The 24,691-nt window shown below is 39.5% G+C and carries 17 protein-coding genes; 11 read left to right on the top strand and 6 right to left on the bottom strand.

Annotation, left to right across the window (positions count from 1 at the left end):
* Positions 1–508: 508 nt before the first annotated feature.
* Positions 509–1,405, bottom strand: a complete 897-nt coding sequence (locus ASC84_RS07695) for a LysR family transcriptional regulator (protein WP_056513267.1) — start codon at positions 1,403–1,405, stop codon at positions 509–511.
* A 123-nt stretch (positions 1,406–1,528) separates the two neighbouring features.
* On the opposite strand from ASC84_RS07695, the gene ASC84_RS07690 reads away from it, so the two are divergent.
* The gene (locus ASC84_RS07690) at positions 1,529–2,281 is read left to right on the top strand and encodes an SDR family oxidoreductase (protein WP_056513265.1); all 753 of its coding nucleotides are present in this window, start codon (positions 1,529–1,531) and stop codon (positions 2,279–2,281) included.
* A 124-nt stretch (positions 2,282–2,405) separates the two neighbouring features.
* On the opposite strand, the gene ASC84_RS07685 is transcribed toward ASC84_RS07690, so the two are convergent.
* Complete coding sequence (locus ASC84_RS07685) at positions 2,406–3,746, bottom strand: D-serine ammonia-lyase (RefSeq protein ID WP_056513262.1); 1,341 nt, start codon at positions 3,744–3,746, stop codon at positions 2,406–2,408.
* A gap of 17 nt (positions 3,747–3,763) precedes the next feature.
* Complete coding sequence (dsdX, locus tag ASC84_RS07680; protein ID WP_056513259.1) at positions 3,764–5,101, bottom strand: D-serine transporter DsdX; 1,338 nt, start codon at positions 5,099–5,101, stop codon at positions 3,764–3,766.
* A 219-nt stretch (positions 5,102–5,320) separates the two neighbouring features.
* Here dsdX and dsdC point away from each other — a divergent pair, with 219 nt between their 5' ends.
* From dsdC to ASC84_RS07640, 8 genes are all read left to right on the top strand, one after another.
* On the top strand, positions 5,321–6,253 hold the full coding sequence (gene dsdC / locus ASC84_RS07675) for a DNA-binding transcriptional regulator DsdC (protein WP_056513256.1): 933 nt from the start codon (positions 5,321–5,323) through the stop codon (positions 6,251–6,253).
* Positions 6,254–6,885: 632 nt separating this feature from the next.
* On the top strand, positions 6,886–9,156 hold the full coding sequence (locus tag ASC84_RS07670; RefSeq protein WP_056513253.1) for a TonB-dependent hemoglobin/transferrin/lactoferrin family receptor: 2,271 nt from the start codon (positions 6,886–6,888) through the stop codon (positions 9,154–9,156).
* 66 nt (positions 9,157–9,222) lie between these two features.
* Positions 9,223–10,029: a hypothetical protein gene (locus ASC84_RS07665; RefSeq protein WP_056513251.1), complete on the top strand. Its 807-nt coding sequence runs from the start codon at positions 9,223–9,225 to the stop codon at positions 10,027–10,029.
* Positions 10,030–10,298: 269 nt separating this feature from the next.
* Complete coding sequence (locus ASC84_RS07660) at positions 10,299–10,784, top strand: sigma-70 family RNA polymerase sigma factor (RefSeq protein WP_004717675.1); 486 nt, start codon at positions 10,299–10,301, stop codon at positions 10,782–10,784.
* Between the two features lie 7 nt (positions 10,785–10,791).
* Positions 10,792–11,772 (top strand): FecR domain-containing protein, encoded by a 981-nt coding sequence (locus tag ASC84_RS07655; RefSeq protein WP_056513246.1) that lies wholly within the window; start codon positions 10,792–10,794, stop codon positions 11,770–11,772.
* A gap of 67 nt (positions 11,773–11,839) precedes the next feature.
* Complete coding sequence (locus ASC84_RS07650; protein WP_056513245.1) at positions 11,840–12,424, top strand: biliverdin-producing heme oxygenase; 585 nt, start codon at positions 11,840–11,842, stop codon at positions 12,422–12,424.
* Entirely contained in the window at positions 12,421–12,885 is a 465-nt protein-coding gene (locus ASC84_RS07645; protein WP_056513242.1) for a YbaN family protein, read from the top strand. The genes ASC84_RS07650 and ASC84_RS07645 overlap by 4 nt, the downstream gene beginning before the upstream one ends.
* A gap of 78 nt (positions 12,886–12,963) precedes the next feature.
* Entirely contained in the window at positions 12,964–15,672 is a 2,709-nt protein-coding gene (locus ASC84_RS07640; RefSeq protein ID WP_056513237.1) for a TonB-dependent receptor, read from the top strand.
* A 220-nt stretch (positions 15,673–15,892) separates the two neighbouring features.
* On the opposite strand, the gene ASC84_RS07635 is transcribed toward ASC84_RS07640, so the two are convergent.
* Genes ASC84_RS07635 through ASC84_RS07625 form a run of 3 tightly spaced genes read right to left on the bottom strand, consistent with a single transcriptional unit; the run spans position 15,893 to position 20,523 of the window.
* Positions 15,893–18,982 (bottom strand): MexW/MexI family multidrug efflux RND transporter permease subunit, encoded by a 3,090-nt coding sequence (locus ASC84_RS07635; RefSeq protein ID WP_056513233.1) that lies wholly within the window; start codon positions 18,980–18,982, stop codon positions 15,893–15,895.
* 12 nt (positions 18,983–18,994) lie between these two features.
* Positions 18,995–20,098, bottom strand: coding sequence for an efflux RND transporter periplasmic adaptor subunit (locus ASC84_RS07630; RefSeq protein ID WP_056513230.1), 1,104 nt, complete (start codon positions 20,096–20,098; stop codon positions 18,995–18,997).
* Positions 20,095–20,523, bottom strand: a complete 429-nt coding sequence (locus ASC84_RS07625) for a DoxX family protein (RefSeq protein ID WP_056513228.1) — start codon at positions 20,521–20,523, stop codon at positions 20,095–20,097. The genes ASC84_RS07630 and ASC84_RS07625 overlap by 4 nt, the downstream gene beginning before the upstream one ends.
* Before the next feature lie 290 nt (positions 20,524–20,813).
* Here ASC84_RS07625 and soxR point away from each other — a divergent pair, with 290 nt between their 5' ends.
* A complete protein-coding gene (gene soxR / locus ASC84_RS07620) occupies positions 20,814–21,275 on the top strand; it encodes a redox-sensitive transcriptional activator SoxR (RefSeq protein WP_056513223.1) in 462 nt (153 codons plus the stop codon).
* A gap of 379 nt (positions 21,276–21,654) precedes the next feature.
* A complete protein-coding gene (locus ASC84_RS07615) occupies positions 21,655–24,690 on the top strand; it encodes a type VI secretion system Vgr family protein (RefSeq protein WP_056513220.1) in 3,036 nt (1,011 codons plus the stop codon).
* The last annotated feature ends 1 nt before the right edge of the window (position 24,691 follow it).

The following is a 24,691-nucleotide window of genomic DNA, read 5'->3' as shown; positions in this document are numbered from 1 at the left end:
GATTTAGAAAATGTTAAGCGTACGAATACAAATTAAGATGAGTCAATATGATCTATTTATGGTTAGTCTTTATGGTCAACCTGTCAAAAACTCATACACAAGAATATTATTTGATTTAATTAATATTTTTAATTAAATCAAATAGATGGGTAGGTAAATTATTTGATTATAAAAAGCTTACAATGCCACACCTTACATTCAAAGTTTAAATAGCTTTGTGTAGGCGATGCCTCACTTTTCAGAGATGAAAAGATGACAAAAATCTTCTGTTTGGCGAGGGGTACGTCCTGTACCCCCGCCCAACGGCGACATCCATGTCGCCCTGCGGTAGAATAACCATCTAGGATTCAAAAGTACAAAAAACAAATTGATAACCAATTGTGTATAAAATTTTATTCAAAAACATAAGTTCTATTTATGATCAATGACTTGATATAAATCAATTAGATGAATTAAGTAGGGGGGATTATATAGACAGAAGTCTTGATAATTTTTTTAATTTTATACCTTAGAGCAATCGATTATCCTGAAACAATCGCACAATCCATTCGATAAAAACTTTTTGTCGTGGTGAAACCAGTGTTTTTGATGGATAAAGTAAAGAAATAGGCAGGGATGGAACAGGATAGTCAGTTAAAATTTGACAAAGTGTGCCTTGCTCTAGCTCAGATAAATAACCATAACGTGGTGCTTGGATGATGCCAAAATGCTGTTTGGCTGCTGCTGCATAGGTATTTGCACCATTGACTTGAATCTTTAACGGCAATTCAAAAAACTGTGTTTTCTTGCCTGTCACAAACTCAAGCGGCAGTGGCTTTTGTCGAGCAGAAGAATAAAATCCGACCATAAAATGTGATTGCAGATCGTCTAAGCGTTGTGGTGTGCCATATTTTTCTAAGTATTTTGGACTGGCTAATGTCACTTGTTGAATATCGCCCAGATGCCTGACAATTAACTCACTGTTATTGAGCTGACCTATACGAATGACACAATCAATGCCTTCTTTTATCAGATCTACATAACGGTCGCTTTCGGTGAGTTGCAACTGTATCTGTGGAAACTCAGTTAAAAAATCATTTAATTTTGGCAGAATAAAATGCGCAGCAAAAATACCATGAACTGCGATTTTTAAAGGCCCTTGAGGTTTTGCATCAAGAAAATCATGATCAGACTCATTGATATAACCCAAGATATATTTGCAGCGCTCATAATAAATATGGCCTTCATCGGTTGCTTTTACCTGACGCGTGGTACGCAACAATAAGCGCGTATTGAGTTGGAATTCTAATTGTTTAATTGCATCGGTCAGGGTTGAGCGTGGCAGATTTAAGATCTGCGCAGCTTTGGTAAAACTTTGTTGTTCAACCACATTGACGAAAGCAGACATTGCATTGAGTTTATCCATACGCCATTCCAATTGTTCGATTTATTCGGATAAAGATGTCAGGTTTAACTAGATTATCTGGTTTTATCTGAACAGTATCATAGAAGCGATTAGAGGTATATTTTACTCCATGAGGTCATCACGATGCATACAACAGGTCATACACAGCAAGAAAAAGTGATTTTAATTACAGGCGCTTCTCGCGGAATTGGTGCATTTACTGCCAGCTTATTGGCACAGCAAGGCCATAAGATCATTATCAATTATGCCAGTAATGATAAAGAGGCGGAGCATGTCTTGAGCAGCATTCAAGCGTTAGGCGGAACAGCGAGTCTATTTAAAGCCAACATCAGCCATTCTAATGAAGTGACTGCATTATTTAATTATGCAATTCAAACCTATGGTCGATTGGACGTGCTGATCAACAATGCAGGGATTTTGAAATTAAGTAAGATTGAACAATTAGACGATGAAAGTATTGATCAAGTTTTAGCAATTAATATTAAAGGCCCTTTATATACCATGCGTGAAGCTGCTAAGCGACTGCAAAAGGGCGGTAAAATTATTAATTTATCCAGCAGTGTGGTGGGAATGAAGCTCGAAACTTATGGTGTTTATACTGCCTCAAAAGCTGCTATTGAATCCTTAACAGCTATTTTAGCCAAAGAGTTAAGAGGAAAAAATATTACGGTAAACGCAATTGCACCTGGGCCTACGGCAACTGAACTTTTTCTTGAAGGCAAAAGTGATGAATTGATTGCTCAGTTAAGCAAAGCTGCACCTTTAGAGCGTTTAGGCACTGTAGAAGATATTGCCGCAGTGTTGGATTTCGCCGTAAATGAAGCGAGTAATTGGGTCAACGCCCAAGTCCTTCGAGTCAATGGTGGGATCGTTTAATTCCAGATGGAAAATCCTGACTCAAGTCTTTAATTGAGGGCGATAGAGAATAATCACTTTATTTATCTGCTATCGCCCCAGATTCTGATGAGATCAAGGTCTGTGAGAATCAAGGCTATACAAATTATTTTTTATAGGCTTTCGCTTGGGTTAAATATTTTTCCATTTCTTCATCTGGAACCATTCCTCCTCCAGTCCCCCAGACAATATGATTAGCATTTTCCAATTGCTGTTGGTTAAAGTGATGTAGCGCGGCATAGTCTTGATGTTGATTGGTCAAAATTGGTCCAAGCATACCCGCCAACGCAGAAGGTTCTAATTTAAGCTGTTCTGCATCATTGAGCATGCCCAAGAGTACATACATGGTTTCATCCGTTAATGTATAAAAACCGTCTAATAACCTTTGCATGGCTCGACCAACAAAGCCAGATGCTCGCCCAACAGCGAGGCCATCAGCAGCGGTGATATTGTCTATACCCAGATCTTGAACTGAAATTTCATCATGTAAACCTGTTGCAACACCGAGTAACATACAAGGTGAATGGGTCGGCTCGGCAAAAATACAATGTACATGATCACCAAAGGCCATTTTTAAGCCAAATGCAACGCCACCGGGGCCTCCGCCAACACCACAAGGTAAATAAACAAATAAAGGATGTTGTTGATCAACCAAAATATTTTTTTGTTCTAATTGTTGTTTTAAACGCTGCCCAGCAACTGCATAACCTAAGAATAAGGTTTGTGAGTTTTCATCATCGATAAAAAAGCAGTTTGGATTTTCTAATGCTGCCTTTCTGCCTTGTTCTACGGCAACACCATAATCTTCAGCATATTCAACTACTGTAACATTGTGCGCACGTAACTTATCTTTCTTCCATTGACGCGCATCTGCTGACATATGCACAGTCACATCAAAGCCTAATTTTGCACTCATAATGCCAATAGAAAGGCCTAAATTGCCTGTAGAACCGACCGCAATACTGTATTGACTAAAAAACTGTTTAAACTCTGGACTATCCAGTTTTGCATAATCATCCTCAATGTTTAGGCGTTGTGCTTGAATCGCAAGTTTTTCAGCATGACAAAGCACTTCATAGATACCACCACGCGCTTTAATTGAACCCGATATTGGAAGATGGCTGTCTTTTTTAAGCCATAATTGACCATGGATCGATTGTCCAAAATACTGTTCCAACTGTTGCTGCATTTGAGGAATCGCTGCCAGTTCGGATTCTATAATACCTTGAGATGCCGCTGTTTCTGGAAAGGCTTTCATCAAATAGGGTGCAAAGCGTGTCAAACGTGCACTGGCATCATCAATATCTTTTTGGTCCAACCCGACATAGGGCAGCCCTTCTACCAGTGAGGTAAAATTGGGATTAAACCACGCCACTTCTTTGAGTGCGATAAGGTCTTTAACAATTGGATATTGGGCAATAAGCTGATTAATCTGTTGAGCGTTCATAAAATACTCCTAAAGGCTTAAATAAAATGAGAAAGCAGGAAGGTGCAGCCCAATGCGGTGAGGGAGGCAAGGAAAGTTGCAGAGGTATAGTATTTAAAGGTTTCGTTTAATGTAGCACCACAGTATTGTTTGACTAACCAAAATAGAGAGTCGGTCACAATGGTAAAACCGATGGCACCTGAACCAATCGCAATCGCCATGATTTCAGGACTAATATCCGGATAGAGCGGTAACATTGGCGCAACGATTGCAGTTGCACCCATCATTGCAACAGTGGCAGAGCCTACAGCTGCATGTAAAATCAGCGCAACCAACCAAGCAAGTAAAATTGGATGCATATGCAAGTGGGAAAGCGTAACAGCCATTGAGTCAGCTAAACCACTGGCTTTTAAAATACTGTTAAATGCACCACCAGCCCCAATGATAAATAAGATGTTGGCAATTGAAGAAAATGAGTCTTCTGTGGCTTTTAATAAGCTTCCCATCTGCATATTACGACGTAGACCAAGGGTGTAGTAGGCAACAAATACCGCAATAAACATGGCGGTGATCGGATTGCCGATAAAGCCTAAAATGTGTGAAAGCTGAGTGGATGTATGACTATTTAATTCAGCCACAGTTTTGATTAACATTAATCCGATTGGAAGAAATACCGTAAATAAGGTGATTTTTAAAGAGGGTAAGCTATGTTCTTCTTTCAGGGCGAGCTTTGAAAACTCGACAGGTACTGCTTTAAACGGTAAACGTTGACCAACTAATTTTAAAAACAGTGGGCCACCAACCAGTGCGGCTGCTAAACCCACCATTAAGCCAAAAATAATCACGGTACCGACATCAGCCCCTAGTTTATTGGTGACATAAAGTGCGGCAGGGTGTGGCGGTACCACACAATGTACAGCCATTAATGCTGTGCATAATGGAATAGCCAATTTAAACAAAGAGGTTTTGGTATGCTGCGCTATAGAAAAAGCCAAGGGAATTAATAAAACCACACCAACTTCTACAAATAAAGTGATGCCACAAAATAGCCCAATCAACACCATGACCACATCACTGGATATCCAGTGACATCGCTGCAAAGACAGTGCGATACGTTCAGCGGCGCCAGAGATTTCCATCATTTTGCCGAGAATGGTACCCAATGCAATGACTGTAGCAAGGAAACCCAAGGTGCTTCCAATCCCATTTTCAATTGCATTGACCATATCCAGTAATGGCATTTTCATTGCTACACCGACAAAGAAGCTTGCCAGAAGTAAAGATAAAAAGGGATGCAGTTTAAATTTTAAAATAGTGAAAATAATTAACCCTATACTGGTTAATAATATACAGACATCCACGAAATTGGTTTCCATACCATATATCTCTGTGACAAAAGTTGTTCTTTGTCTATTGAAGTTAAACCAGAGAAATCCGTCAAACGATGATATTTGATCTACGGGTTAAAATAATTCACTTGAAAAATAAATCCTAAATAAATTTTGATTTTTAAATGATTTATACGTTATTTATATGGGCATAGGACAGCAAGAAGCATGTGATCAATCATTTTGTTTCAGCAAAAAGGAAAAGGCATGACCAAAGCACATAAAAATCTAACCGGTTTTCAGCTCTCAAAACTGTATACATTTGAAGTTGCGGCAAGACATGAATCTTTTGCACTCGCTGCTGAAGAACTGTCTTTAACCCCCAGTGCGGTAAGTCACCAAATTAATTTGTTAGAAAAAGAACTTAATATCAAACTGTTTTTACGTTTGCATCGTAAAGTAAAGTTAACCACTGAGGGACAGCGGATTTTAGCTGCTTTACAATTTTCATTAGACTCGTTAAACGTTGAAATTAAGGCACTGCAAAATCAGCAACTTGTTGGCTCACTCACGATTTATGCAAGACCATCGATTGCTCAGTGTTGGTTAGTGCCCCAATTGCCTGATTTCATTCAACGCTATCCATTGATCCAACTCTCAGTTTTAACGGGTAATGAGGATGTAAATTTTCAACGTAGTGGAATTGATATTGCACTTTATTTTGACAATCAACCGTCTTTTCAGTTGAATTATCAGTATTTAATGGACGAATATATTATCCCCGTATGTAGTCCGGCATATGCTGAAAAATTTAACCTCTACGATCATCTAGACAACTTAAAAAACTGCACATTGCTGCATGACTGCCAAGCATGGAGTAACGGCACAGGCGCAGATGAATGGAACAGTTGGACGCAGCATTTTAATGTAAATATGGATCCTTCTTCAAAGATGAGTTTTGACCGATCTGATCTGGCTTTGATTGCTGCTAAAAATCACTTGGGTATTACCATGGGACGTAAAAAACTAGTAGAAAAAGACTTGGAAAGTGGTGAGCTAGTAATGCCATTTAAAAACATGTATTTAAAATGTGATCAGCACTACTATATTACATCATTGAAAAATAATGAATTACCTAAAGTTAAAGCATTTAGTGACTGGATAAAAGCACGGGCAAACTCAGAAATAGGGCATCAATGAAAAATCCTCAACCCTAGAAAAAGCCGAGCAAGCCTTGAATAAAAAATCACGAAATCAATTTTATGCTAAAACCTAAAAATTAATATTTTTTGCTGTTAGAATTTTTATAATACTTGATTATTATGGTTAATATTTGAGTGTTTATATTTTAATAAAGCCAATTAGAATAAAAATTGAACAAACCTAAATATAACGAGAAATTAAAGAGAAATAAACAGGAAAGATGCAATAAGTTTTTATATTAAAAATAGAGCAATTAGGGTGAGAAAATCTAAACTGAAAACGACATTGTAAAAATACAAACAATACAAAATATACGAATTTTAAGACAGTAAGATCATCCAAAAATACATACTACCCCCAAAAAATCATATTCAAACTTTTATAAAAAGTGAAGTTAAATTATAAATATTTATTATTTTTCAATATCTTGATTGGTTTTGTTGATGTTAAAAAGTCCATCTAGAAACACTGTTATTGTAAATGATATTGTTATTGATTATTATTATCATTTGTTAAGTTGTATGTGTATATTTGTAATCCATGATTTCACTCCCGATTTGAACATACTGGATGAGTCGAAATATACACATTTAATGATGATTAATATCATTTAATAAGGTTTCTCCCTCATGAATCTAAACCCTGTTGCGCTATATAATATAGCCAAGTCTGATACTGCGGTTTTAAAACCACGTTATTTGTCATTATGTTTGCTTGCGTTAATGACAGCAAGCATCACTACGGTAGGCTATGCAGAAGAGAATAATTCCGAAAAGCGTAAATTGGAAAAGAATGAGAATGCTTTGACGACGATTACGGTCTATGCCGAATATAAAAATGATGCGCCTGTTTCTCGAACTTCAATCAACCGAGAAAACATGGATAAGACGGGTGTAACCGATATGGCAGGTATTGTGAAATATTTGCCTTTGGTCAATGCGCCGTTTTCCGTTGGAGGGAGTGGAACATTTTTTGATGGTACTGGCACCAGTAGTTATAACATCCGTGGTATAGATGCAAATCGAATTGGCTTAGATGTAGATGGGGTAGATTTAGCCGAGGCAACAGTAAGTACTTATGTACCACCTAAAAGCATGAGCAAGCGCGGCGCTGGTCGGGATTATATTGAACCAGAGATGTTTACCAGTGTCGATATTGTTTCAGGAACTACGGATGTATCGACAGATGGTATTGGTGGTCGGGTTTCTTTTAAAAACAAATCACCAGAAGATTATTTAGTTGATGGCAAAACAGTCGCTGGAACATTAAAAGCAGGTTATAGCTCTGCGGACAGCGCATGGTTAAGTTCTGTGACAGGCGCTGTCGGTAATGATGATCTCAAAGCACTTGTGGCTTATGCGCATCGTGAGGGAAGTGAAACCAAACCAAATTCAAAAACGGCAGCTTTTCCAGCAGATTGGACCTCGGATGCAGTGCTTACCCGATTATTGTGGAATGTATCTGACCAACACCAACTAAATTTTACTGCGGATTATTATAAGAAAAAGTCTGACACAGATAATATTGCAGCCGATTTATTCTCTAATTTTAAGAGCGATGCAAAACAACACCAAGAAATAGATCGAACACAATTGAGTATTGATTATATTTATAGACCGAATGACTTTGTGCTCTTTGATAAATTAAACAGTAAAATATGGTATCAGGAATCGAACAATGATACTGATACTTCGTTTATGAATAGTGCGACAGTTGCACGTGATTTTTCAACCACTTATAAAGAGAAAAATACTGGTATAAAAATTGAAGCAAGCAAAGAATTTACAAACCAAAAGCTTAAATATGGCATTACAGCAGACAAGAAAGATTACGCAAGTACTAAATTAGATCTTCGTAATGGCGTTCCAATTACAAGCATATATCAAGGTAGTTATTTATTAAATTCTGAATTAAAACGTTACTCTGCTTATGTTGCTGATGATATCCGATTGGATGTATTGGGACGAGATTTAACTCTAACTCCAGCGGTTCGTTTTGAACGTCAGGAGTTTAGACCTGAAATTACCTCTTATAGTGATATACAAGCCAAAGACTATAATTATGTTTCGCCAAGTTTTTCTGCAAGTTATCAGTTTACCCCAGATAATTATAGCTATTTAAAATATTCAAGAGGTAATCGTATTCCATCGCCAACTGAAATTGGCGGGATTTATCAAACAATGTTAGCTAATCCTGCTTATATTGTGGTTGGTAATTCGAACTTAAAAAAAGAAACCAGTGATGCTTTCGAAGTGGGTTTAAGAAACACCTCAATTGAAGGGATTAAATTTGATTTGACAGGTTTCTACAGCAAATATAAAGATTTTATCGACTACTTTAACTATGGCAATACGCCTCAATATCCTTTTGGCTACTATCGCGCAGAAAACTTAGCTAATGCACAGATCTGGGGTGGAGAGCTTTCAACACGAATTGACTTAGGTCAGTTTATTCAAAACTCAGATGGCTATAGTCTTGCACTTGTTGCAGGTAAAACCAAAGGCTCGGCAAAAAATAAAAATGGCGGAAAAAGTGGTGTAAATTCTGTTCAGCCAGAAAAAGGCAGCTTTACCTTTGCTTATGATGATCCAAATAAAGTCTTTGGCTTAGGCATGACCGCAACTGCTGTTGGTGGAAGGATGGCAACGCGAGATGTCAGTTCTTATCAGGATGATATCAAATATCAGAATGTGGCAGGTTATACCGTATTTGACTTATCCGCATATTGGAATGTGACCAAGTTTGCCAAGCTGAACGTGGCATTGAATAACATCTTTGATAAGACCTATTGGGATTATGCTGCTGTGGGAACAATTACAGGGGCGAATCAGGCTAGTGTAATCGATCGTGCTGCTGAACCAGGACGTAATGTTGTGGCAAGTATCGAATTTAAATATTGATTGTTTAAATAGCAAAATGGAAAGAATTTTTTAATTCAACAAATATTCACCTCCAAGGAAACGAACATGAAAAAATTGGCGCTATGGATGACCAGTTTAACTGCAATGGCAACTGCTGGATCAGCGATTGCTGCTACAGTCGATCAATCCAATGCTTATCAACAGGCATATGCATTATATGTGCTTTACCATCCTAATAATAAAGAGCAGAACAGTAGCACTTTAATTAAGCAATATACTCAGGACTATGCCGAATTGTTTAAGGCGAATAAAAAAGTCAATCAAGTGCAGTTTGTTCAATACGAGCAAGCACGTTTAGAGCCATTACTTAAACAGCGCCGTGAAATGTCAGAAAAACAGGCGCATGTACGTTATGGCATTCTCGATAATAATAAAGACCAGAAACTGACTTTAAAGGAATTTCAGGAGACAGGTTTAAAAACCTTTAATGAGTTTGATAAAAACTTGGATGGTTTAGTAAATGCAGAAGATGCCAAATTAGCGGGCAATAGTAATGCAACGCATGATGGATTCCGCGTGAAACTACCAATTTCGATGCCGATGCCAAGTAACATCAACGAATTTATTAGCCAATATGGTCAAGGGAAAAACTATGTAACGCTTGGAGATTATCTAACAACGCGTGACAAACAATATTTTGCAACAGATGTGAATGGTGATCATATTGTCACTGAGAAGGAATATGTGGATGAGTTTATGCAACGTTTTGATGCCAATATCGCAACAGGTAAAGTCAAAATGCAGGAAACGGCAGCACAACAATTTCAAGTGATTGGCAAAGGTAAAACAACAATTCAAGCCAGTGATATTCAACAATTTGCTAAAAATATGGATCAAGCGATCAGTCAATAAATTATAGTCAATACGTAATAAACAGTTTCTCGGTCATCTTGAGGATGGTCGAGAAATTTTTTATTTAAAAGCGATAAACTTTTGATAAAAGTATAATAATTTTAAATTAAATCTTCTTTTAGAATTACCATATATCCCATTCGAGTATGTTGCGTAGTCTTATAAATGAGTTGGATAAATTAAAAAATTCAATTAAAAGGGCAAACTGAGCTCTCATTTTCTTTATTTTTTTGCTAAGATATTGCTAATAATTCTCATTCTCTTTAAACATGTCTGATCCTATTAGCACGCTATATCGTCATCACCATTCTTGGTTATATCAATGGTTAAAACGTCGCCTCAACCATAGTGAAGATGCCGCTGATTTAGCCCATGATACTTTTCTGCGTATCTTAAAGCGTAAAGATGAATTGTATTTTGATCAGCCGCGTGCAATTTTGACCACTGTTGCCAAGGGAATCTTGATTAATTGGTATCAACGTAAATCGATTGAAAAAGCCTATTTAGAGGCGCTTTCAAGCAGACCTGAATATGATGAAATTACACCTGAGCAAAAAATATCGGCAATTGAATCTTTATGTTTGATTAATCAATTACTCAATCAATTGCCTGAGCGCCAGCAACAGGTCTTTATTTGGTCACAATTAGAAGGGCTGACTCAACAGGAAATTGCAACACGCTTAAATATTTCTACCCGAACCGTGATGCGTGATCTGGTTTCAGTACTGAGTCAATGTTTAGCTGTTATGGATTAATGCCTGCATGTTGCATGATCAAATTTATCAAGAAACAGCGCAATGGATCATTAAAATCCAACACGCACCATTGAATGAAACTGAACAGCTTGAATTTGAACAATGGAAACAGCAAAGTTCCCAACACCAAGCTGCATGGTCTAAAGCCGAACGCTTATTGTATAGCCTTGAGGAATTTCCCGAAGATGGGCAGCAGCTGATTCAGCAAGGCAAGAAAAATGCCCAATTTAATTTAAACAAACAACTGGTGCTTGCCTGTTTACTGTGTTTTGGCAGTGTCATGCTATGGAACTCGGATTATCGCTATATATGGTTATCGGATTATCGTACTGCGGTGGGTCAGCAGAAACAGGTTGAGCTGGAAGATGGGACACAACTTCAATTAAATACCCATACGGCTTTGGACGTGCGTTATACAGCGCAACAACGTATTGTAAAATTACATTATGGCGAAATACAAATACGTACGGCCAAAGAAAAAAATCATGCTTATCGCCCATTCTTGGTCGAAACTGAATCGGCAAATCTGCAAGCGCTTGGCACTGTATTTAATGTTCAGTATTTCAACAACAGTGAAAAGCAAACCTGTCTAGGCGTCATAGAAAGCGCAGTGAAAGTCAGTTTGAACCAGTCCAAACACACTAAAATTGTCCATGCTGGTGAGCAGCTATGCTTTGATGATCGCAATTTTAAAGCATTACAAAGTTTAGATCCGAATATATTGGCATGGAAAAACCATATGGTCATGGCTTTTGAAATGCCGTTGGAAAAATTGCTTCAAGAGATTGGGCGCTATCAACACCAATATATAGATATTGCCCCTCAATTGAAGTCGTTAAAAGTTTCAGGTTCATATCCAGTCAATGACTTTGGCACCTTACAAACAGCATTGCAATTCAGCTATCCAATCAAAGTAGAACGTTATTTCGGGGATCGTGTGTTGAGTATTCAGCCTAAAGCTGAAAATCAGAAAAGTAAAAATAATTAAGAAATGATGTCAGTTTTTACAGACAAGGCGGGTAATACAGTTAAACCAAACAAACTGGAGAAAATTGATGAGCACGTCATTCACACTCAACCGCCTTGCATCTCGTTTAAAAACAGAGACAGCCAGTCAACATGAATATATGCATCAATTAATGGAAAAAGCCCAAGTATTTAAAGACGTCGCACATTATGCAAAATTTACTTTGTCGCAGTATTATTTTCAAAAAAATGTCGAATATTTATTTCAACATTCCAAGGTCGCAGCCTTGATTTCTGATTTAGATATTCGTGGGCGTTCACAAGCGGCTTACTTAGATCTACAAGATCTTCAGATCGAACCAGAGCCGTTGGCCTTGGTTACTGAAACTGTCGGCTTTCCTGAAGCGCTGGGTTGGATCTATGTATCAGAAGGTTCTACGCTGGGTGCAGCATTCTTATTTAAACAAGCACAACAAAGTTTGGGGTTTTCCGCAGATTTTGCTGCGAGAAATTTAGCTGCCTATCCAGAAGGGCGGGCCAAAGTCTGGAAACACTTTATTGAGGAACTTGATCAGGCTGACTTTACTCAAGACGAGCAAGATCGCGTCATTTACGCTGCTCAACAAGCCTTTGATTATTTTGGCGCATTATTAAAAGACATTCATTCAACATGAAGAAAGTGTCTTCTGTTAGCAATCACACACAAGGCAAAGACTTAACGCTGTTAGCGTCTTTGCCAGTAACGCCATCCGCAAATTTACATTCATCTTCAGTAGTGCGTGTGATCTGCATCATCTTGGCAATTTTGTGTCTTGTTCTCGCTGTGGTGGGCATTGTATTGCCAGGGATCCCAACTTTTGATTTCCTCTTTTTAGCAACGATTTTTGCCTCAAAAGGTTCAGCACGCTTGCATCGTTGGTTACATCAAAATCGTTATATGGCAATGTTGCTCGCACAGTATCGTGGCGGTTTTAAACAGATTTCGCGTTCACGTAAATGGATGATGACATTGAGTATTTTATTCGGTACGACAATGTTAATGGTGTCTTCACTGCATCTGCACTTAAAACTTAGCCTGCTGGTCATTTTGCTGATTGGGTTGATCTGGATTTGGACCAGACCAGAAAAAATATAAATTTTCATGTCATGTTTTAACAATTCACTGGGTAATGATTATTGAAAATGAAAATCATTCACAAGTGTGGGCGTTCCTATGAAGTTTAAAAAACAAACTCTAGCCATGTTAATACAGTGCTTTTGTATCAGTGGTGTTTATGCACAAATTACTCCCAATGTTTCAATGGCAGCGAAAAAAGCGCCAGAAAAATATTATCAAATTTCAGAGAATCAGTTGGGCTATGTGTTATCAAGTTTTGCAGCACAGTCGGGTATTGCCTTAAGTTATGATGCAAATATTTTAAAAGGGTTGAAAAGTAAAGGAATTACCGGGCATTATAGTGTAAAGCAAGGCTTCGATTATTTGCTTACAGATCACCCTTTTCGGGTAGAGCAGCAAGGTTCGACTTATGTCTTAATTGCTAAATCTGGCTCAGCTAAACCGAATACAGAGAAAAACACTGCGACTGGAAATACAAGCACTCCGTTAAATAACACTTCGCTTTTCAATAATATGGACAGTGATGTTGTTACGCTTCCTCAGATTAAAGTCAATGCTGTACAACAAAAACAAAAGGTCAATACAACACAGCTGAATCGTGAACACATTAGCCGATTTAGAGGCACGGGGAATGGTGATGTGTTTTCTGATATCGCTGGTGTACAAGTCAATAGCCTGCGTAACGAAGCGGGTGCAATAGATATTGGTATCCGTGGAGTACAAGGTGAGGGACGTGTCCCTGTAATTATTGATGGTAGCCTACAATCCAGTCATACCTTTCGAGGCTATCAAGGAGAGAGTGACCGAACTTATATCGATATGGATTTGATTAGTCAGATTGAAGTCGAAAAAGGCGCATCGCGAGCGAAATTTAGTGTGGGCGGTATTGGCGGAATCGTGAAAATGCGTACACTCAGTGCAAACGATATTTTGCTGCCTAATCGTCAATCAGGTGTCATGCTAAAAGGCAGTTTTTATAACAATAACAAAGCACCACAGACCTCAGATAATGAGCGTGAACAGATGTCTTATCTGCTTCGTAATAAACTGTCCTCGAATAATTTTCAAAATGGCGCTGGCACAATCGCTGCTGCTTATCGGAATGATGTATTCGATCTGGTGGCTGCTTATAGTAAACGCGAAGTCGGTAATTACTATGCTGGAAAACATGGCATTGATTATTATGAAGCGCGAGATATTGTTGATGTTGGACCCGGTCAAGAGGTGGTAAATACCAGTTATAAAAGTGATTCTGGCATCATCAAAGCGGGTATGAATATTACAGACGAACATCGTGTTGAAGTGAATATGCGGCGCCATATGCAAAAAGCGGGTGAGGTCATGGCTTTTTATTGGAATAGATCGCAAGTGATTGATCCCAACTCTCCACCTTGGGGATATATCGATGGTGATTATGTTCTACCCAAATATATAGAGGGCGCATATACCATGCCACAATGGTCCCTTGGAACCGCAGCGATTAATGCATTCAGTGCCAACTATACCTATAAGCCCAAGAATAATCAGTGGTTTGATTTAGAGTTAGGGGTTTGGCATACCAATGCCAAATATCGCCAGCACAATGGCATGCTTGGCATCGCCAATTCTCATTATGGCGACCAATACTGGGGAAGTTTTCAGGACTATCGTAGTGGGATTAATTTAGAAAACACCAGTAAAATTGATGCTTTAACCTTGAATTATGGTCTGACATATGACGAGCAACGGATGAAGCCACAAAACCTTATTGATACTGAAATCGCACGTGATGGATTACGTCAAGAGTCCTCTCTATTTCTCAATGGCGATTATATCTTTAAAGATTTTACCCTGAGTTTAGGCAGTAAATGGCATAAGGCAAAAGTTAAGGATTATGGAGACCAGTATGTCGCAATGAGACCGGTCGCCAATTCCGATTTAAATGACAAAGGCTATGCGCTTCGAGATTATGACGGAAAGATCGACTGGATGGCGCAGCTGAATTATCAGTTGCTGAATGGTATTGATGTCTATGCAAAACTCTCCAATATGTACCGCAGTCCAAGTTTGTTTGAATCGACGGTTTCCAAACAAACCTTTAGTTATGATCCAGATCTGCCGATTAAATCAGAAAATTCTCGTCTTGTTGAGTTTGGCTTCATTGGGCACAACGATAACGTTTTCACTGAAGCAGATCAGTTAAAATTCAATATCAATTATTTCCGTAATCAAACCCAAAATTTCCTTACCCAAGGGGTCCAACGTAAAGATATTGTTAATGAGATTACGCCTGATTTTATTTTGCCTTATACCACCTCATATACTTTCCTAAATTATGAGCAAGTTGTATTGAAAGGTTTAGAGTTTAATCTTGCTTATCAGCATCCGAGTTTCTTTGTGAACATGAATGGAACTTTATATCAAGCACCGAAAGTATGCCCAGCGACGAAAGATGATTGTAATGAGGTCGGAGATTCTTGGAGTCTGATTTCAACACGCTTGCCACCACGTAAACTTTTTAATATTAGCTTAGGCAAGAGTTTGTTTGAAAATAAACTTAATGTGGGGGTACGTGCCAGATATCATTCTGAAAAGAAAAATCCTAAAGGTTGGTTACAGGGTACAGGGGTGAGTGGGCGTGCGGTGACTGAAATTTCTTCGGAAACCTTAGTTGATATTTTTGCGAGCTATAAACTGAATCCAAATCTAAATCTCTCGTTTAATGTTGATAACTTAACCAATCGTTATAACTTTGATCCTGGTACAGTGATCGGTATGCCGATTCCTGGCCGTACCATCAAAGCAGGGTTCGAAATGAGATTCTAGAATCATAAAACAATCAAATCGGCAAAACCCAACTGTAAAAATATGAGTGAACCATGTAGTTAAAAATCAGTCGCTCTAAATCAGTGGTTAGAATCACGTATTAAAAAATTGATAAAGTTCTATAGGTATAGAACTTTATCATCAAAAAATTATATTCAAGCGAACTGATCATACACAGAAGCTTAGACAGCAGCATGCTGGCCGTTCAGCCCACTCAACGTCATGATTTTTGCGCCTGTTGGTCAATCTGTTGTAGCTCTTGTAAACGGCTAGAGTGAAGGTCTTGATTGTGTTGACGAGCCAACAGACTGTAAATGGTAGGTAAGACAAAAAGCGTAAAGAAGGTCCCGATCAACATACCGCAGACAATCACAAGCCCTAAGCCAAAACGACTATGTGCACCAGCGCCTGTGGCAAAAAGGAGTGGAATCAGCCCAAACACCATTGCCGCTGTGGTCATCAGAATTGGACGTAAACGAATTTGAGCAGCTTTTAGAATAGCCGCTCGCCGATCTAAACCTTCATGAACTTGTAATTCATTGGCAAACTCAACCATTAAAATACCATGCTTACTAATCAGCCCTATCAGCGTGACTAAACCAATCTGAGTGTAGATATTGACTGTGGCAAGTCCAAAAGCTAAGGGAATTAATGCGCCACAGATCGACAGCGGAACCGTAATTAAAATAATAAATGGATCCATTAGGCTTTCATATTGAGCGGCTAAAACCAGATAAATCACAATCAGCGCTGCTAAAAATGCAAACAGCAAAGCGTTACCTTCCTGTACATACTGACGTGCATCGGCTTGCCAGTCATAACTAAATCCAGTCGGTAATTCAGATGCAGCCTGTTCCAGAAAACTTAAAGCTTGACCTAAGGAAACCCCAGCGGCGGGGATTGCCTGAAAAGTTGCAGCATTTTGTTGATTAAATTGAGTGAGTTTATTGGGTTCTACCTGTTCACTTAGACTGACCACAGTCGATAAGGGAATCAGTGTACCTTGGTCGGTACGAATAAACTGTCGTGTCAGTGCTTGAGCTGTCAAACGTTGTGTATTGATGCTTTGAGGAATCACATCATAGGCACGACCTTGCATACTAAAACGATTGATATAATTTTCACCAACCAATGTCGCCAAGGCTTCACCGATATCTTGCATACGAATACCCAGACTATTGGCTTTGGCCCGGTCAACCTCGATTCGAATCACGGGGTTATTAAAGTCGAGATCACTGTCGACCACCACAAAAAGGCCACTTTCACGGGCTTTTTGCTTGATGTTCTGCATCGCCTGATAAATGGTTGAATAGTCTTGTGCACTACGTAACACCATTTGTACGGGTAAACCACCTGTTGAACCGGGAAGCGCAGGATTTTGGAATACAAAAATACTGCTGCCTTCTACATCACCAACTTTGGCTTGAAGTTGCTGTTGAATTTCATCCGCAGAATGCACTCGCTCAGACCATGTCGAAAGGGTTGTTCCACCAAAACTTGATGCAGGCCCATCTGTACCATTAATAATCCACGTGGTACTGGTTTCGGGGAAAGTCCAGAAGATTTCGTCAAGTTTTTGGTTAAAGTGCTCAGCATAATTGAGATTGGCATGTTGTGGTGCTTTGATGGCTGCCAATACACTGGCTTGATCTTCATTGGGCGCCAATTCTTTTTGAGGGAGTTGGTAAAGCAATGGAAGGCTAATAAAAATAGCGATCGCAAAAACCACTGTGATCCAACGATGATGTAAGGAAAAATTGAGTAATTTACTGTAAAGCTGAGTCAAATGTTCAAAGAACCATTCGGCTGCTTTTGCCATTTTACCTTCTTGCTGTTTGGATTGAAGTAGAAATGAACTCATAACAGGAGATAGGGTTAAGGCAATAATCCCTGAAACCAAAACTGCGCCCGCTAAAGTAAAAGCAAATTCTTTAAATAAGGAACCAGTTAATCCACCCATTAAACCAATCGGAGCATACACTGCGGCCAGTGTAATGGTCATTGCAATTACAGGGCCTGCGACTTCTCGTGCCCCGATCAAAGCTGCTGCAACAGGGGATGCACCTTCTTCAATATGCCGATGGACATTTTCAACCACTACGATTGCATCATCTACAACCAAGCCGATGGCGAGTACCATGGCTAAAAGTGTGAGTAAATTGATGCTAAAGCCACATAACAGCATTAAACCCAAGGCACCTAACATTGACAGTGGAATTGTCACTACAGGGATCAAGACACTACGTAAAGAACCTAAACACAGATAGATCACCGCAATAACAATAATCAGCGCTTCGATAAAAGTATGTAAAACTTCATCAATAGAGGCATCAATAAAACGGGCTGTTTCATAGGCAAGATTAACTGTAACCCCCGGTGGCAAAGTTTTTTTGATCTCAGGCAATTTATCTTTAATTCCCTGTACGATCACCAAGGGGTTGCCTGTAGGCGTCGCTTGTAGACCAACAAAAATTGCAGGTTTACCATCCATAGAGGCACTTGTTTCTGTCGAAGCAGCGCCAAGTTCAACTGTTGCCACATCTTGTAGACGAATTAGATTTTGAGCATCATTGCGTATCACCAGATTTTTAAAGTCCTGAATACTGGTGAGATCTGTGGAAACATTGACATTTGAAACCACCAATTCGCCTTTGACCTGACCCGGTGCGGCTTGATAGTTATTTTGACGGATCGCATTGGCGACATCGGCGGCAGTTACCCCACGACTGGCCAAACGATCGGCATCCAACCAAATCCGCATAGCCAAACGCTGACTGCCATAGGTCTGTACCTTAGCAACGCCATCAATTGTAGACAGCATGGGCTCTACCACCCTAGACAAATAATCGGTTAATTCAGCCAAGGACAATTGTTCGCTGGAAAATCCGATATAGGCAACATCGGTAGATTCACCTGAAGAACGTTCAATGACTGGATCAAATGCCTGTTCTGGTAGTTTGTAACGGACTTGATTAACCTTTGCCATCACCTCTGTTAATGCTTCGGTCGAGTCACGATTTAATTGCATGCGTAACGTTACAGCACTGCGACCTTGTACAGTAGAAGAACTGAGATAGTCGATGCCCTCTACCGAAGATACTGCTTGAGCAATGGGTTGGGTGACAAAACCTTGCATAAGTTCAGCAGATGCACCGGGATATTCTGTATTGATACTTATCGTTGAAGTTTCAAGTAAAGGATACTGTCGGATAGGCAGTTTATTTAGGGAAAACAAGCCCGCCAGCAAGATCAAGGTGCTGACGACCAAGGCCAATACAGGGCGTTTTACAAAAAGGTCAGTAAATTTCATTCGCTTATCTCCCTAGACTTTGGGCTTGATCGAGGAAGATTGGGGACGCTCAAGTGTATTTACGGCCGGCTCAACTTGCATACCATCACTTAATTTAAGTTGTCCTGATACAACAACTTGATCACCTGCTTTGAGCCCAGATTTGACTACAACTTTGGCTTGATGGCGCTCACCGAGCACTACCGCCACACGTTGCACAATCAGCTTGTTATGGTCTTGTTTTGCAAGGAAGACAGTATTGCCATAAGCTGTATAGGTAATTGCAGTTTCAGGAACGACCAAGCTTGGGCGTTCAGATTCTTGGATGTCTAATTTGGCATACATGCCTGGTTTTAACTGTTGATCATGGTTATTTAAAATTGCTTGCCCCTGCACAGTTCGCGATGTTGTGATCATTGGTTCGATTGCACTTACCACAGCTGTAAAGGACTTTTCAGGAAATGCATCAATTTTGAGTTGTACAGATTGTCCGATTTTTAACCTCGATGCCAATTGTTCATCCAATGTGAAATTGGCAAGAATTTGTCGAAAGTCGACCAGACTAGCAATACCAGTGCCTGCCTCTAAATATTGCCCTTGATGCACTTGGCGTATTCCCATGAGACCAGAAAAAGGGGCACGAATTGCTTTCTGTTTTATGCTGGCTTGTAGCTGTTGGATTTCTGCACGCGTCATATCTCGATCAGCCAATGCTGTATCCATTTCTGCCTTTGAAATCGCATGACTATCAATCAGGAGTTTGGTGCGGTGATAGGCCATTTCGGCTTGTTTCAGTTTGGCCTGCAAACGACCTAATTGAGCTTGTTCAACATCGGTATTGAGTTGAACCAGTATTTGACCTTGTTGAACAACTTGTCCAGATTGGAAATAAATCTGTTTGATCATCCCCGTTGTTTCTGTTGACACTTTGACTTGTCGGATTGCTTCCAACTCACCAATACTGGAAAGCACTTGTGGAATATTTTGTTCGACCACTGTATTCAAAGCCACTTTGACTGGAGGGTAAGCGCCAGATTGATGCGTTTCACTTGAACGAGAATTTAAATAAAAATAGATTGCGACACCCACAAGAATTAAAGTGATCGCGATTAGAAAAAGCCATTTGTTGTTTTTCATGCGACAACTCCAAGGTTGCGGAGTTGTTGTCGAAAATGACTGGCAATGGTCAGCGCTAAAAGACCGCCAATCACTGAAATATGTTCAAGTGCAAAGTAAAAGGCGATATTGGCTTGGATACCAGACATGTTCCAAAAGTGATGCACAATCACAATTGTCAGTGCTAAAAATACAGAAAGAATCAGTGTGCCGAACCACATATGCCGCTCAAATAAAATACAATATGCGCCCACAAGTAGAATCAACGCAGAAGCATAATTAAATAACCACGCAGGCTCTAGACCAGCCGCCTGCATTTCCAAAAATCCTGTTTCAACAGCAAGAATTTTACTAAGTCCTGAACTTAGAAATAGAAGCGCAAGACAACATCTGCTGATGGCCCACAGCCATTGGCTTTCTAAACTTAATTTAATGAAATATGGCATGAGAATATTTCCTGAAGAAATAAGACTGGATAATTAAAACCTTTAAAATGAATAACTTGTTGTTATTCATAACAGCTGTGGCAAGCAGTCTAAAACCTCAAGTTATATTTAGGTCAATGGGCTTTGATCAGAAAATTTGTAGAGGGATAAGATTTTTACAATGGCTTAAATTGGCGATAGCGTTTTTTGTATTTTGAGTTGTAATGATGAAAAGCCATGGCAGCTAAGATCAATTGACAAATGTACTTTGCTGAATTATAAAACCTCAAGTAATATTGAGAAATATCAAAATGCAGACAGAAGAAAAAATTGATTTTAATCGAATGATGACGGTAGGAGAGGTGGCTAAACGGAGTGGTGTAGCCGTTTCAACCTTGCATTTTTATGAGTCGAAAGGGCTAATTAAAAGTATTAGAACAAATGGAAATCAGCGTCGTTTTCCATCAATTGTCTTACGTTATATTGGAATTATTAAGGTTGCACAAAAAGTAGGAATTTCTCTGGAGGAAATTAAAAATGCATTAAGTGTTTATCCTATGGGAAGCAAATTAACCGCAGAACAATGGTCAGTGTTATCATCGCATTGGCGTAAGGATTTAGATGAGCGTATTCAAAAACTAACACGTTTAAGAGATGAAATGGATTGGTGTATCGGTTGTGGTTGTTTATCTCTAAAACAATGTCCTTTACGTAATCCAGAAGATGTATTGAGACACCAAGGATCCGGTCCCCGTATTTTAGAGCGTGAATAAGAATCCAATATTAATATTATATACGTTTGATATTTTAGCTTTTTATCTTGAGCTGTTGATCACTTATGTTTGGTGAAAAAACTCTAAGCGCGCTTTCAAGTTTTTAATCATTGCAAATGACCATTATCAATAATGATATTGAGCTAAAAAGGGCATATTCAAAACCTAGTCAGTGTTGTGTAAATAACCAGTAATAAATAGACAGGTCTGTATAGACAGTCCACCTAACTTTTTAGTAGAATACATCACAATTTAAAATTAAATAATAATGCATGTCTAACAATATTTACGCTGCTTTGGAGCAGCTTGGCTTATCAGCACAAAAACGTGCGATTCACGTACAATTTTCTAATTCGGCGTTGAGCCAACATACGCTGCTTTGGAGCAGCTTGGCTTATCAGCACAAAAACGTGCGATTCACGTACAATTTTCTAATTCGGCGTTGAGCCAACAAGTGTTCCTACAACGCATTGATGGAACACATCAAATCAATGAGGCTGTTCGGCTCCAACTCATCTGTCTTGCAACGTCAGCAACTATCCCTTTAAAAAGCTTTATTGGAACTCAAGCTGCAATTGATATCGTCACAGATAAATCCGAATTAACCCGTATTTCAGGGATTGTGACCCAAGCCGATATTGGCGCATCTGATGGTTCTCTTACTATCTATCGTCTGACTGTAGAAGACCCAACAGCACTTTGGAAACACCGTAGAAACTCTCGAGTATTTATGAATAAGTCGGTTGTGGATGTGATCCAGACCGTGTTCCAAGAATGGACACAACGCAGCCCACTGTTTGCTTCAAGTCTGACATTGGACAAGAGTGGACTGAGCAAAGACTATGATGTACGTCCATTCATTATGCAGGCATCTGAAAGTGACTTTGACTTCCTGACCCGTTTGATGAGAAGTGAAGGGATTAACTGGCTGATCGATGAAGCACAACTTAAAGTGTCGAGCTCAACAGAACAAATTCAAGCACAAAAGCTCCGTTTAATTGATGACAATTCGCAATTTAGTGCCTTAGAGCGCCGCAATATTCGCTTTCATAGAAGCAGCGCCGTAGAAAAAACTGATTCAATTACCAATTTTATTGGTCAGCGTTCCATTCAACCGACTTCAGTGCATATCCAGCGTTGGCAAGCTGATGTATTGGATATCGATGAAGGCGCTGGCAGTGTCCAAAGTAAGCACAGCCATAGTGAAAATTATGACAATGCCAGTCTAGCTTTAGAACAAGCATGGCACTTTAGCCCTGCTTGGATTCAAGACCTTAATGGCGAAGATGGCGCAACGCCATCTGGCAACAGTCAGATTGAAAAATTTAACCAAAACCTCAGTAACTACTACGATTCACAAGCCAAACAATTTACAGCAACGTCAACAGTACGCGATGCACATGTTGGTTATTGGTTTGAACTGAATGAACACCCTGAGATAGATCAACACTCAGGTGCAGACAAAGAATTTTTAATCACGGCTAAAAGCTTTTATAACCAAAATAACTTACCTAAAGATCTCACCGATCAAGTCACCGCTTTAGTCCAACAAAGCAATTGGCAAACAAGTCAAATCACCAGCAACACGAGTGATGAACGTCAAGCCAGTAATTTAACCATTCAACGTCGTAACATCAGCACGGTTCCAGCCTATAACCCATTACAACACCTGTTTAGCCGTAATGAAGACAACACCCATGATGGCGGTGCGGGTTCCAATGACAATGACACAGATTCAGCGTGGGTCGATGTCCTGACCCCATGGGCAGGTGAAGGCTATGGTGCGCGATTCTTACCGAGAATCGGTGAGATTGTTGTGATTGATTTCTTTGATGGTAACATTGACCGTCCATTTGTGGTTGGGCGTATCCATGAAGCACAACGTCATCCAAGTAAGTTTGATGACAAAGGCAAACTGCCTGACACCAAGAAACTGGCAGGAATCAAAAGTCGAGAGTATCAAGGCAGTGGTTACAATCAACTGAGATTTGACGATACTACTGGCCAAATCAGTAGCCAGTTACAGAGTAGTCATGCCGCCAGCCAACTCAACTTGGGCAAACTGAGTCATCCTAAAGACAAAGCGGAAAGTGATGATCGTGGTGAAGGCTTTGAGCTGAGAACAGACCAATGGGGAGCAGTACGTGCAGGGCAAGGTTTACTGCTTTCAACCTATAAACAAGACCAAGCCAAAGGTGATCACCTTGATTCAGAGCTTGCCAAAAAGCAACTTGAAGGTAGCCAGACCAACAGTAAAGCTTTAAGTGATATTGCCAAGAATCAAAAGACGGATGAAATTGAATCAATTGAACAACTCAAAGAATTTACAGAACAGCTTGAGCAAAAAATTGCTAAATTCAATAAAGCCTTGCTTTTATTAAGCTCACAAGATGGGATTGCCTTAAGTACCCCTGAAGATATTCATATCTCCGCAGATTCGCAGATCAATCAAATTGCAGGCGATAGCATCAACTTGAGTACGCAAAAGAATTTGATTGCACACGCGCAAAACAAACTCAGTTTATTTGCTGCACAAGGTGGCATTAAAGCTATTGCAGCGCAGAGTAAAGTTGAAATTCAAGCACAGTCCGATGCTTTAGATGTATTTGCCAAGCTGGGTATTAACATTTCATCTACTGATGACAAAGTTGTGATTAGTAGTCCTAAAGAGGTTGTGATTACAGGTGGTTCATCGCAAATTGCACTGAATAATTCAGGAATCTTCCCAAAAACAGGTGGGAAGTTTGAGGTGAATGCTGGGCAGCATGTGTTTAAACCTGGCGCAAGTGTTAGTGCTAAATCTAACCTACCACCACCACCAAAACGTGCTTCAGGTATTTTGGAGTTACTCCATGACTATTCGCATGGTGAATTTGTTAAAGGGGCTGGTTATACAGTTACAGACACTTTGGGCAAAGTTGTCAATGGGAAGTTGGATGATAAAGGTTTTGCGCGTGTTTCAGGTTTAGCGACTGGTTCAGTCAAAGTTTTATTTGAGCCTGATCCTCGTGATCCATGGGATGAGACCAGTGATTTTAAACATAAAGTAGAGTGGCCAAGCCAAAATGAATTAGATGGAAGCATTGGTATTGCTTCTGGTAGCAAAGGTTTAACAGACACCTTGAAAGATGGCTTTAAGCAATTGAGCCAGCTTGCAAGCAATGTTAAATCAGCACAACAAAAAATTGAATCTGTTAAAAAGTTGAAAGACCAAGGTGCGAAAGCTTTATTACCAATGGTGATGCAACAAGTGACAGGATCAAGTGAGATTGCAAATTTAAGTCAACCGTTTGGTGGTAACACAGGTTTTGTAGCATCGAATCAACAAAGTAATCCCTTAAGAATGTTGACTCAATCTAGTTCAACTAGTTCTGCAATAACAAAAATTCAATCACCATTTGAAACATTTTTATAAT

The organism is Acinetobacter sp. Root1280, assembly GCF_001425285.1.
Taxonomy (GTDB): domain Bacteria; phylum Pseudomonadota; class Gammaproteobacteria; order Pseudomonadales; family Moraxellaceae; genus Acinetobacter; species Acinetobacter guillouiae.
Note: the sequence above shows the minus strand (reverse complement) of the source record. Positions and strands in the feature narration are given on the sequence as shown.